Raw genomic sequence first — 11,835 nt, 5'->3', positions numbered from 1 at the left:
TGCGGGGCGCGGCTCAGAGCACCTGGTCGAGCGCGGCTCAGAGCACCTGGTCGAGGAACCGGCGCAGCCGTGGATGCTCGGCCCCCTCGAAGATCCTCTCCGGTGGGCCGGCCTCCAGCACCACGCCCCGGTCCATGAAGGCGACGGTGTCGGCGACCTGCCGGGCGAAGCCCATCTCGTGGGTGACCACCACCATCGTCATTCCGCCGGCGGAGAGGTCGGCCATCACGCCGAGTACGCCCTTCACCAGCTCGGGGTCGAGCGCCGAGGTGGCCTCGTCGAAAAGCATCACCTCGGGGCGCAGGGCCAGCGCCCGGGCGATCGCCACGCGCTGCTGCTGGCCGCCGGAGAGTTGCGTCGGCCGGGCGTCGGCCTTTCCGGCCAACCCGACAAGCTCCAACTGGGCGCGGGCGACCGCGACCGCCTCGTCCTCGCTGAGCTTGCGCAGCCGGCGCAGTGCGAGGGTGATGTTGCGCAGCACGCTCATGTGCGGAAAGAGGTTGAACTGTTGGAAGACCATTCCCACCCGCTGCCGCAGCGCGTCCGGGTCGTCGCCCAGCACGCTGCGCCCGTCCAGCAGCACGTCGCCGCGGTCCGGCTCGATGAGCCGGTTGAGGGTACGCAGCAGAGTGGACTTGCCCGAACCGGAGGGCCCGATCACGCAGGCCGTCGCACCGCGCGGCACTGTCAGGTCGACGCCGCGCAGCACCCGGGTGGGCCCGAAGGCGAGGTGTACGTCCCGCGCGTCGAGGCTGACCGAGGTTGTCGTCGCGATGCTCATCGGCGGTCTCCTTCCGGAATGCCGGCAAGCGCCAGCTCGTCCTCGTCGTCGTCTGGTGGCGCGGTCGCCGGCCGGCCGAGGCGCAGCCGCCGGTCGATCCAGTTGACGATGTGCGTCAGCGGGACTGTCAACGCCAGGTAGAAGAGCCCGGCCAGCAGCAGCGCGGACTGGTTGCCGGTGTTTGCCGCGTAGTCCTGCCCGATCCGGAACAGCTCCCGCTGGCTTGCCACCAGCCCGAGGAAGTAGACAAGGCTGGAGTCCTTGATCAGCGCGATGAGCTGGTTGACCCAGGCGGGCAGGACCCGCCGGATGCCCTGCGGAATGATCACCAGCCGCATCGAGTCGGCCCAGGAGAAGCCGAGCGCGCGAGCGCCCTCCAACTGGGCGGCCTCCACCGACTGAATGCCCGAGCGGAAGATCTCACCGATGTACGCCGACGCGATGAGCGACAGCGCCAGAATGCCCAGCGGGTAGGGGTCGGGCCCCCAGATCTCCATTCCCAGCGGGGCGAGCCCGACGCCGATCAGCAGGATCGTGGCCGCCGCCGGCAACCCGCGGAAGATGTCGGTGTAGACGCGCGCCGGCCAGCGCAGCCACCGGCTGCGGGAGATGCCGGCGACAGCGAGCAGCAGGCCCAGCACGGAGCCGAGCAGGGCGGCGGAGACCGCCAGGATCAGGGTGTTGGGCAGCCCGACGGTCAGCATGTCGGGCAGTGCCTCGCGCATCGACCTCCAGTCGAAGAAGGTCTCCCACAGGGTGCTCAACGGATCCATCGGTCGCCTCTCCTACCGCCCTGCTCGCTCGTCACCGGTACGCCGTCAGGAAGCGGCGGACGCGGACGCAGCAGCCGACGGCACTGCCACCGTGCCGCTGCCCGGCTTGAAGTCCTCCGGAACCGGCCGGCCCGGGTAGTACTGCGCCTGCAACCGGCTCCACGTGCCGTCCGCGATGACCTCGTCGAGGCCCTTGTTCAGCGCCTCGCGCAGCTTGTCGTTGCCCTTGGCCACCGCGTACGCGGTCGGAGAGTTGCTGAGCTGCTTCGCCGCCACGGTGATCTTGCCGTTGCTCTCGGCGGCCAACTTGTCGCCGATCTCCGCGGGGGCGATCCACGCGTCGGCGGTGCCCGCCTTGAGCTGGTTGACCGCGCCGTTGTAGTCCGGCACGCGGACCGGGTCGAGCTTCTGGCCGGTGGCGTAGTCGTCCTGGACGGTGCCCTGCACCACGACGACCCGCTTGCCGGCGAGCTGGTCGAAGCCGGTGATCGGCGAGCCGGCCGGAACGTCCAGACCGAAGTAGCTGAAGTCGTAGCCGTTGCCGAAGTCGACTGTCTTCTTCCGCGCCTCGGTGATGGTGATCGAGGAACTGCCGACGTCGAACTTGCGGTTGTTGACCTGGGACAGCAGCGCGGAGAAGTCGGTGCCGACGAACTCGACCTTCAGGCCGAGCTTGTCGGCGACCGCCGTGAGCAGGTCGTTGTCGAAGCCCGTGAACTTGCCGTCCTTGAGGAACACGTTCGGCGGCGCGTCGGACAGGGTGCCGGCCCGCAGCACGCCGGGCTGCGCCAGGTTGTACGGGTTGGCGGTGGCCTCGGACGAGGAGTCGTCGGAGCCGCAGGCGGTGAGGGCGGTCGCGGCGAGGATCGCGGCGGCACCGACAGCGGCGGCACGGGTCAGGGCAGGAAGGAATCGCACGAGTGTCTCCGAAGGTCGCGTCAGGGGCGGGCGTGGACGTGCGCCGCCCACGGTGCGCCCGATGAGGGCGTACCGCTGGTGTGGTTCCTGGAAAGGGGGAGTGCGCTAGTGCGCTGCGCGGCCGCGACAGGCGGCGCTGCACACCCGCATCATGTCCACGTGCCGTCGCCGGATCAGTACCGGCGTGACCCGACCTGTGCGGAAGTCCGCGCCGTCGGCGTGTGGATCGGTGGTGAGGATGCGCATAGAGGTCTCCCGGGTCTGTGCTGACCTGGGTGCCAGGCCACGCTTGCACCGGCGTCCTGCCGGTGCCTGGTCTTCACCCGGGGCACCCCACCGCGGAGGAGGGTTGCCGGCCAGCAAGCCGGGGCTTCGCGCTGGCACTCATGACCTGCGCCGAGGCTAGCAGCAGACCCCGGCCCGCCGTCCAGCCGATATGACCACGCTCACCGTCCGTTGCCTGGTCAGCCGGCATGCACGTGCGGCCGGCGCGTCGGGTCGGGCTCCTGGCGGCGCAGGATCTCCCTGGTCACCGAGGCGATCTCGCCCTGCCCGAACGCCAGGTAGCGCAGGACGTTGCGGGCCGGACCGCCCTCGGTCCACTCGAAGTAGATGTGGGGGCGCCGACCGCTGCGGTCGCGGATCTCCAGCAGTAGGGCGGCCAGCGCATTGGGCACCGACGAACTGGCCAGGCTGAGCACCGGGAAGCGGTCGTGCGCCACACTGCCGCGCACCAGCAGCCCGGTCTCGAAATCCGACGGGTCGGTGACGTGGACCTCGACGAAGACGACGTCGCTGTCGTCGGGGAAGTCGTTGTCGGCCATGGTCTGCGCCAGCTTGTCGCGGTACTCCGCCAGGTCGCGTCGCCCCGGCTCGTGGGCGATGAGGCGGATCCGACGCCCGGCACGCTCGGCGACGAACGCCGTCGCGAGCGGGTCCAACTCGACCCGGTCGACACGCAACTCGAAGGCCCGCAGCACCCGCGAAAGCGCCGACACCAGGATCATCGCACCGATGAAGCAGGCGGCGATCTTGACGCCGTCGGGGCGTTGCACCACGTTCGCCGCCGTTGTGTAGACGAACACGACGGCGATGACTCCGAACGCGATCATGCGCCCGCGCTGCCCGCGCCGCCGTGCCGCGAGGGTCACCGCCGTCGACGCCGAGGTGATCAGGACCAGAACCCCTGTGGCGTACGCGCCGCCCTGCGCGTCGACGCTGGCCCTGAAGATGATCGTGATGAGGAACGCGACGCCGGTGAACACCAGCACCAACGGCCGGACCGCCCGCGCCCAGGCCGGCGCCATGCCGTACCGGGGCAGATAGCGGGGCACCAGGTTGAGCAGGCCGGCCATCGCCGAGGCGCCCGCGAACCAGAGGATCCCGATCGTCGACAGGTCGTACGCCGTGCCGAAGACCTGGCCGAGATTCTCGTGCGCCAGATAGGCCAGGGCCCGCCCGTTCGCCGGACCACCCGGCTGGAACGCCTCGGGCGGAATCAGCACTGTGGTGGTCACGCTGCTGGTGATCAGGAAGACGCTCATTGTGGCGGCGGCGGTGGTGAGCAGGCGACGCGCGCCCCGGATCCGGCCCAGCGGACGGTCCTCCGAGTCCCGCCGGTCCCCCCGGATGTGCGGCATCACCGCCACGCCGGTCTCGAAGCCAGAGAGGCCCAGCGCCAGCTTCGGAAACACCAGCAGGGACAGCGCGACGACCATCAGTGGGTCGCCGTGCCCGGTGGTCAGGGCTGTGGTCCAGTCCCCGACCGCACTCGGATGGGTCACCACCCGCCACAGCGCGTCGACGATCACCACGGCGTTCAACGTCAGGTAGACAGCGACCAGGACGACGGCGATCCCGACGGCCTCACCGAAGCCCTTGAGGAACACCGCGCCGAGCAGCGCCACGAGCAGCAGCGTGAGCAGCACCTCGTGACCCTTGAGGCCACTGGGCCAGAACGGGTTCTCGTCGAGGTGCGCCGTGGCGTCGGCGGCGGACAGGGTGATGGTGATGATGAAGTCGGTGGCCGCGAAACCGAGCAGCACCAGCACGAACAGCTTGCCCGGCCAGTAGCTCAGCAGGCGTACCAGCATCGCGATGGAACCCTCACCGTGCGGGCTGTCCACCGCCACCCGCCGGTAGACCGGCAGCGCGCCCAGCACCGTCACGAGCACCAGCACAAGGGTCGCCACCGGCGAGAGCGCCCCGGCGGCAAGCGCCGCGATGCCCGGCTGGTAGCCGAGCGTCGAGAAGTAATCGACGCCGGTCAGGCACATCACCTTCCACCACGGGTGGTTCCGTTGCGCCGGTGGGCGGGCGTGCAGACCCTGCGGCACGGGCCGCTCCGACGCGTCGGCGAGCAGCCAGCGTCGCACCCGGTCGGTCCGCCGGCCGGCGCGCCTGTCGACCTCCATCGGCGCTACCCCCGTCCCGCCCATGGTCACCGCGAGTATCCGTCGGCGCACCGCCGCCCGTCCGCCGAAACCGTTGGTCGCCGGGCGTCCGGCGGGCGGCACGCCGGAGGGTTTCGGGCCGCAGGGCCCGGGGAAAGCAGCGCGTCCCGGTGGGGAGGCCGCCGGACGGGCGGCACCGGAAAAGGGAGCGCGTCATGGTCGGCGGCCGTCGGTTTCGCCCGGGCGGTGGTTTCGGCCGCCAACTCGACGAGTACGAGACCCGCGTCGGCGTGCCACCCATGGGGGAGCCGACCACGGAGCCCTCCGGCGGTCTTGTCGACAGCGCCGTCTACGTCCAGGGGCACCGGTTCGCCTCACCGAACGGTCTCGCCGACACGTACCGCTGCCTCCAGGAGCAGACCGACGCGATGGCCTGGATCGGGTTGTACCGGCCCGACATCGACCAGATCACCTCGCTGGCCCGGGAGTTCCGCCTGCACGACCTGGCGGTCGAGGACGCGATCAACGCCCACCAGCGGCCCAAGCTGGAGCAGTACGGCGACACCCTGTTCGTGGTGCTGCGCGCCGCCCGCTACGACGACATGCGGGAAGAGGTCGAGTTCTCCGAGCTGCACCTGTTCATCGGGCCGGACTTCGTGGTGACGGTCCGGCACGGTGAGGCCCCCGACCTGGCCGCTGTGCGGCGACGGATGGAGGCCGACGCGCCGATGCTCGCCCAGGGGCCCGAGGCGGTCCTGTACGCGGTCCTCGACCAGGTCGTCGACGGGTACGCGCCGGTGGTGGCGGGGCTGGAGAACGACATCGACGAGATCGAGACGCAGGTCTTCGGCGGTGACCCGAACGCCAGCCGGCGCATCTACGGGCTCAGCCGGGAGGTCATCGAGTTCCAGCGGGCGGCCCGACCGCTGCTGGCAATGCTCGGCGCGCTGGCCGGCGGTGACGGCGCCGACGAGGAACTGAGCCGCTACCTGCGGGACGTCACCGACCACCTCACCCAGGTGGTGGAGCGGGTGGACGGTTTCCGGCACCTGCTCCAGAGCATCCTCACCGTCAACGCCACCCTCGTCTCGCAGCAGCAGAACGAGGAGATGCGCAGCCTCACCGCCGCCAGTTACGCGCAGAACGAGGAGCTGAAGAAGGTGTCCTCATGGGCGGCGATCCTGTTCGCGCCCACGCTTATCGGCACCGTGTACGGCATGAACTTCGTCCACATGCCCGAGCTGCACTGGCGCTTCGGTTACCTGTTCGCGCTGCTGCTCATGCTGCTGGTCTGCGGCACCCTCTACCTGATCTTCAAGCGGCGCGGCTGGCTGTGAGCGCGCTGGCGGCCACCGGGCCGCGCGCTGTCACTCGATGCCGCGCAGGATGTGCCGCTCGTCCTCGATGTCGTCGTCACCGGCGCCGATCCGGCCGAGCAGCACGGCGGCGGCCCAGATGGTCAGTGGCGTGGCCGCCCCGGTCATGCCGCCGCCGGTCCGGTCGTCCCGGGTCTGGCTCCGCTGGTTGCGCGGTGGCCTGCGCTGAGCCTGCATGGGCACTGCCTCTCCTCGTCGAAGCCGCCCTCGGCGAAGCGGTGTGCTCCCGCGCCACCGGCCGGGCCACCCGCATCCCGGCGGGTCGACACCGGTACGGCATCCACGTCGAACCATCCCACGGCCGGCCACATCCGCACCGCCTGTTTTCGGTTTCCCGACTGTCGCCTGCCAAACCGGACATTACGCACCTAGTCGCTGGTCACCCATGCCGCGGACAGGACCATGATCAACCTGGCGGCCGAGGTTTGGCCGTTGAGTGTCGGCGGTACCTGACCCGCAATCGACAAGGAGACGTGACCTGTGGACGTGAACGACCTTCTGACCGAAACCTACGACCGGCTGCCCGACCTTGTCCGCTCGGCCGTCGACGGGCTCACCCCGGAGCAGCTGCGCTGGACGCCCGCACCGGGCGCCAACTCGATCGGCTGGCTGGTCTGGCACCTGACGCGGGTCCAGGACCATCACGTCGCCCAACTGCTCGACGCCGAGCAGATCTGGGTCAGCGGCGACTGGGCGCAGCGATTCGGCCTGCCCGCCGACCCGGACGACACCGGCTACGGCCACACGCCGGAACAGGTCGCGGGCGTACGCCCGGAGAGCGCGCAGGCCCTCGTCGACTACTACGCGGCCGTCTCGGCGCGTACCGGATCGTTCCTGGCCGGATTGCGACCGGCGGACCTGGACCGGGTGGTCGACGAGGCATGGGACCCGCCGGTCACCCTCGGCGTGCGGCTGGTCAGCATCGCCGAGGACGACCAGCAGCACGCCGGCCAGGCCCACTACGTCCGCGGCCTGCTCGACGCCGGCTGACCGGCGTCCGCCGACTCACGGCACGATCACCGCACGACCCTCGAGCGTCCCCTCGCGCATCTGGCGGTACGCGTCCAGGGCGTCGTCGAGCGCGAACGTGGTGGTCTTCGGCCGGATCAGCCCCTGCGCGCCCAGTTCGAGCACCTCGATCAGCTCGGGCCGGCTGCCCCAGTAGGTGGTCGCGATGCTCACCTCGTAGGGCACCGAGAAGAACGACACCGGCAGGGTCCCCCCGCCGATGCCCACGATCGTCAGGTCGCCAACGGTGCGGGCCACCGCCACGCCGAGCGCCAGTGTGGCGTCCGCGCCCACGAAATCGAGCACCACGTCCGCGCCCCGTCCCCCGGTGGCCGCGCGGATCTCCTCGGCGGCGGTCGGGCCGGAGGTGACGGTCTGGTCGGCGCCGCACTCGTGCGCCAGCCGCAGAGCCTCCGCACGGGTGTCCACGGCGATCACCCGGGCGGCCGTGGTGGCCTTGAGGATCTGCACGCCGACGTGGCCCAGCCCACCGACACCGATGACGACTGCGGTGCTGCCCGGTGGCAGCTTCGGCCACGAGCGCCGGATGGCGTGGTACGGGGTGAGGCCGGCGTCGGTGAGCGGCGCCGCCTCCACCGGATCCAGGCCGTCGGGCAGGGGCACGATGTGCCGCGCGTCCGGCACCAGCTCGTACTCGGCCATGCCGCCGTCCAGGCCGAGCCCGCCACCGCCACCGGGGACCGGAGCGCCGGCAGGGTTCTCGCAGTACGGGTCGACGCCGACGCGGCAGCGGGCGCAGGTGCCGCAGCCCCACGGCCCGTACACCGCCACGGGTTGACCGATCGTCAGTCCGGTCACGCCGTCGCCGACGGCATGCACCCACCCCGCGTTCTCGTGGCCCAGGGTGAACGGTGGGTTCCACGGCACCGAACCGGGCTCGAATTCGTCCATGAGGTGCAGGTCGGAGTGGCAGGCGCCAGCAGCGCCGATGCGCACCACCACCTCACCCGTTCCGGGCGTCGGTTCGGGCACCTCCATCAGTTCCGGTTCCGACTTCCACTGCCGTAGCCGCAGCGCACGCATTCCGATACCTCCCATAGGTCTGGCTTGCCGGTGCCTGCCCGCTCCGGGAGGCGGCAAACAGCCCTCGGCCTGGTCGCCGCGCTGTCCTGCCCGCATCACCCCGTTCGGGTGAGCCGGGCTCATCCCGACGCGGGCGACCCTGTGGAAATGCCGGGAGAGGGGACGTGATGGGCGCGACCGCGACGCAGTTCCTGCAACACCTGGACGTCGGCCGTCGTCCTGACCTGCCGGAGACGACCTCCGGGACGGTGCGGTTGGACCTGCGCTGCGACGGCTGCACCGACCACTGGTACCTGACGATCGCCGACCAGCACATCCAGGTGACCCGGTCGTCCGACGACGCCGACCTGGTGGTCGGGGCCTCCCGGGACGTCTTCGACAAGCTGGCCAACGGCCGGATGCACCTCGCCGTGGCGTTGCTGCGCAACGAGCTGACAGTGCGGGGCAACATGGCGCTGCTGATGCTGCTGCGGCGAGTCTTCCCCGGCCCGGCCGGCGCACGGCACCCCCGCGAGCTGGGCCGGGCCGCTCTGGCGCGACGGGAGGGGCGGCAATGAAACAGGAGCGGGTGAACGTCATCGCCGGCAACGTGTTCGCCATCAGCGACGCCCAGGGCGACATGGAGGTCGATCCGCAGGCACCGGTCGGTCTCTTCTCGTTCGACACCCGCTTCCTGTCCCACTGGGTGCTCAGCGTCGACGGGGAACGCCTCAACGCCCTCTCCCGCGACGACGTCGCGCACTACGAGACCCGGTTCTTCCTGGTGCCCGGCGTGGCGAGTCACTACATCGACGCCGACGTCTCGCTCATCCGGCACCGCTCGATCCACGACCGCCTGCACGAGCGGATCACCGTGCTCAACCACTCCTCCGAGCCCGCCGAGTTCACAGTGCGGATGGAGGTGGGCACCGACTTCGCCGACATCGCCGACATCCCCGAGGACGCAGGCGTCCGGCAGCGCCACGTCCAGATCACCGCTGACTCCGGGAACCAGCGGCTCATGTTGCGCTACCAGCGGGACCGGTTCGTCCGCGAGACCACAGTGAGCAGCAGCGCCTCCGCCGACATCGACGAGCAGGGGCTCACCTTCCGGATCCGCGTCGCGCCCGAAGGGACGTGGGAGACCACCCTGCACGTCGCCACGACAATGCGCGGCGAGGGTGGCCGGGACGTGCGCGCCAGCCTGGAGTCCCACCAGCACGACATCGGCAGCGGGATGCACGACGACCTGTCCACCTGGCTGGATCGGGCACCGCAACTGGTGGCTGAGCGGAAAAGCCTGGAGCGGATGTACCAGGGCAGCCTCGCCGACCTGAGCGCGCTGCGGTACACGCCGCTCGCATACAGCGAGCGGGTGCCTGTCGGTGGCCTGCCGTGGGCCATGGCCCTGTGCGGGCGGGACAGCATCATCACCTGCCTGCAGACAATGGCGTTCACCCCCGAGCTGACCCCGGCGACGCTGCGGATGTTGGCGTTGCTGCAGGGAAGCCGGCTCGACGACGTCCACGAGGAGGAGCCGGGCAAGATCCTGGTCGAGGCGCGCTACGGCGAATCGGCGGCGTTCGGCGAGCGGCCGACCGCCGGCTACTACGGCGCGGTGGACACCACCCCGCTGTTCGTCGTCCTGCTCGACGAGTACGAACGCTGGTCCGGCGACACCGACCTGGTCCACGAACTGCGCCACCCGGCCCGGATGGCTCTGGACTGGATCGACGAGTACGGCGACCTGACCGGCGACGGCTACCTGCGCTACCAGCGCCGAAACGAGCGGCACGGCACCGTCAACCAGTCCTGGAAGGACTCCGCCGACGCCATCGTCGACGCGTACGGGCGGGAGCCCGCCTTTCCCCGGGCCACCTGCGAGGCGCAGGGCTACGCGTACGACGCCAAACGGCGGGGTGCGCGACTGGCACGTGAGTGCTGGGGAGATCCCGAGTACGCCGACCGGCTGGAACAGGAGGCGGCGGCGCTGAAGGAACGGTTCAACAGGGACTTCTGGCTGCCGCACCGGGAGTACTACGCGCTGGCCCTCGACCCGTACGGCGAGCCGGTCGACGCCCTGTCGTCGAACATCGGGCACCTGCTGTGGAGCGGGATCGTCCCGGACGACCGGGCCGAGGCGGTCGCCGAGCATCTCGTCGGGCCGCAGCTGTTCAGCGGCTGGGGGGTGCGTACCTTCGCCACCGACCAGCGGCCGTACAACCCGGTGGGCTCGCACCTGGGATCGGTGTGGCCGTCGGACAACGCGCTGATCGCCGCCGGGTTGCGGCACTACCGCTTCGACGCGCACGCGGCCCGGATCGCGGCGGGCATCTTCGACATGGCGCAGACACTCCGCGGGGCGGTGCCGGAGGTGATCGCCGGCTACGAGCGCAGCCTCACGAAGTATCCCGTCCAGCTGCCCGTGGCCGGTCGGCCCCAGTCGTGGTCGTCGGGTGCGCTGCTGATGCTGCTGGGCACCCTGCTGGGCCTGCGACCCACAGGCGAGAACCTGCTTGTGAACCCGGCCCTCCCCGCTGGCTTCGGCCGGATAGAGCTGCTGGGCATCCCCGGCCGGTGGGGCCTGCTCGACGCGTACGCCGGGGACCGCCGGCTGGGCCGGCCCCGCGTCAACTGACCGCCCACCGTGTGCCTGGTGATCAACCGGAGAACGCGAGCCCGGCGAGGGCTACGCGCCGGCCACCGGTGGCGACTGCACGCCGGCTGTTGGTGCGGACTGCACGCCGGCTGCCGTTGGCGACTGCATGGCGGCCGGTGCGGCCCGGGCGCGGCGGAAAGCGAGCACGGCACGACCCTCGCCGGTCAGCTCGCCGGGGCGCGGCGCGGCACGCGCCGCCGTCAGCAGCCGTGCCACAGGCAGTGGGTTGGCCGGCGAGTCGACGAGACGACCGTCGAGCAGCCGCTCGCTGGTCACCCGGTCCAACGCTTCTGAGGTCATCTCGTGACCCTCAGCGCCGCGTCCGGGCACGACGTCACATCAGGCCCGCCTCAGGGCTCAGCCCATCGTCTTGGCGCCGTCGATCGCCTCGCGCAGGATGTCGGCGTGCCCGGCGTGCTGGGACGTCTCGGCGATCAGGTGCAGCAGCACCCGGCGGACCGTCCACGCCGCACCCGGCTCGAACCATGGCGCCTCGGGAAGCGGGTGAGCCGCGTCCAGGTCGAGGGTGCCGATCAGGTCGTCCGTCCGGCTGGACACCGTGTGGAACCGCTCGACCAGCCCGGCGAGCGTCTCGTCGGGCGCCATCTGGAACTGACCGACCCAGTCGACGGGCTCACGCTGCATCTCCTCCGCGCCACCGACGGCGAAGCGCATCCAGCGTTCCTCCATGGCCGCCACGTGTTTGACGAGGCCGCCGAGGCACAGCTCGCTGACTGTGGTGCGCGTCGCCGCCTGCTCGTCGGTGAGCCCGTCGACTGTCTGCAACAGAAAGCCCCGGTGCCGGCGCAGCGACTGGAGCAGGTCGGCCCGTTCGCGGGTGAGGTCAGTGGTGGTCATGGCGGCAACCCTCCGTCGATGTGCGCTCCGCCGCAGCGTAGGACCG

General features: G+C 70.9%; 12 protein-coding genes and 1 riboswitch. Of the genes, 4 read left to right on the top strand and 8 right to left on the bottom strand.

Features of this window, described 5'->3' with window-relative positions; all coding sequences use genetic code 11:
- Window positions 1-37: 37 nt before the first annotated feature.
- From F4558_RS17220 to F4558_RS17205, 4 genes are all read right to left on the bottom strand, one after another.
- Window positions 38-775: an amino acid ABC transporter ATP-binding protein gene (locus F4558_RS17220; protein ID WP_312877441.1), complete on the bottom strand. Its 738-nt coding sequence runs from the start codon at window positions 773-775 to the stop codon at window positions 38-40.
- 2 nt (window positions 776-777) lie between these two features.
- Window positions 778-1,554 carry an amino acid ABC transporter permease gene (locus tag F4558_RS17215; RefSeq protein ID WP_053652754.1) on the bottom strand — a complete coding sequence of 259 codons (777 nt, stop codon included), beginning with the start codon at window positions 1,552-1,554 and terminating at the stop codon, window positions 778-780.
- 45 nt (window positions 1,555-1,599) lie between these two features.
- Complete coding sequence (locus F4558_RS17210; protein WP_053652753.1) at window positions 1,600-2,472, bottom strand: ABC transporter substrate-binding protein; 873 nt, start codon at window positions 2,470-2,472, stop codon at window positions 1,600-1,602.
- 280 nt (window positions 2,473-2,752) lie between these two features.
- Window positions 2,753-2,864, bottom strand: a riboswitch (SAM riboswitch).
- 72 nt (window positions 2,865-2,936) lie between these two features.
- Window positions 2,937-4,886, bottom strand: a complete 1,950-nt coding sequence (locus F4558_RS17205; protein ID WP_167945122.1) for an APC family permease — start codon at window positions 4,884-4,886, stop codon at window positions 2,937-2,939.
- A gap of 194 nt (window positions 4,887-5,080) precedes the next feature.
- On the opposite strand from F4558_RS17205, the gene corA reads away from it, so the two are divergent.
- On the top strand, window positions 5,081-6,202 hold the full coding sequence (corA, locus tag F4558_RS17200; protein WP_053652751.1) for a magnesium/cobalt transporter CorA: 1,122 nt from the start codon (window positions 5,081-5,083) through the stop codon (window positions 6,200-6,202).
- Window positions 6,203-6,232: 30 nt separating this feature from the next.
- Here corA and F4558_RS17195 read toward each other — a convergent pair whose 3' ends face one another.
- Window positions 6,233-6,424: a hypothetical protein gene (locus tag F4558_RS17195; protein WP_157552249.1), complete on the bottom strand. Its 192-nt coding sequence runs from the start codon at window positions 6,422-6,424 to the stop codon at window positions 6,233-6,235.
- A 297-nt stretch (window positions 6,425-6,721) separates the two neighbouring features.
- On the opposite strand from F4558_RS17195, the gene F4558_RS17190 reads away from it, so the two are divergent.
- Window positions 6,722-7,231, top strand: a complete 510-nt coding sequence (locus tag F4558_RS17190) for a mycothiol transferase (protein ID WP_053652749.1) — start codon at window positions 6,722-6,724, stop codon at window positions 7,229-7,231.
- Between the two features lie 15 nt (window positions 7,232-7,246).
- On the opposite strand, the gene F4558_RS17185 is transcribed toward F4558_RS17190, so the two are convergent.
- Window positions 7,247-8,293 (bottom strand): NAD(P)-dependent alcohol dehydrogenase, encoded by a 1,047-nt coding sequence (locus F4558_RS17185; RefSeq protein WP_053652748.1) that lies wholly within the window; start codon window positions 8,291-8,293, stop codon window positions 7,247-7,249.
- A gap of 167 nt (window positions 8,294-8,460) precedes the next feature.
- On the opposite strand from F4558_RS17185, the gene F4558_RS17180 reads away from it, so the two are divergent.
- The gene (locus F4558_RS17180) at window positions 8,461-8,850 is read left to right on the top strand and encodes an SCP2 sterol-binding domain-containing protein (RefSeq protein WP_053652747.1); all 390 of its coding nucleotides are present in this window, start codon (window positions 8,461-8,463) and stop codon (window positions 8,848-8,850) included.
- Window positions 8,847-10,910 carry an amylo-alpha-1,6-glucosidase gene (locus F4558_RS17175; protein WP_167945121.1) on the top strand — a complete coding sequence of 688 codons (2,064 nt, stop codon included), beginning with the start codon at window positions 8,847-8,849 and terminating at the stop codon, window positions 10,908-10,910. Before F4558_RS17180 ends, F4558_RS17175 begins: the two co-directional genes overlap by 4 nt.
- Before the next feature lie 51 nt (window positions 10,911-10,961).
- On the opposite strand, the gene F4558_RS17170 is transcribed toward F4558_RS17175, so the two are convergent.
- Together F4558_RS17170 and F4558_RS17165 are read right to left on the bottom strand one after the other, a co-directional pair.
- On the bottom strand, window positions 10,962-11,231 hold the full coding sequence (locus tag F4558_RS17170) for a hypothetical protein (RefSeq protein WP_157552247.1): 270 nt from the start codon (window positions 11,229-11,231) through the stop codon (window positions 10,962-10,964).
- A gap of 57 nt (window positions 11,232-11,288) precedes the next feature.
- On the bottom strand, window positions 11,289-11,789 hold the full coding sequence (locus F4558_RS17165) for a DinB family protein (RefSeq protein ID WP_053652744.1): 501 nt from the start codon (window positions 11,787-11,789) through the stop codon (window positions 11,289-11,291).
- Between the last annotated feature and the right edge of the window lie 46 nt (window positions 11,790-11,835).

The sequence above is a fragment of the Micromonospora profundi genome (assembly GCF_011927785.1).
Lineage (GTDB): Bacteria > Actinomycetota > Actinomycetes > Mycobacteriales > Micromonosporaceae > Micromonospora > Micromonospora profundi.
The sequence above is the reverse complement of the archived record's forward strand: the minus strand, read 5'-3'. Positions and strand labels throughout refer to the sequence as shown.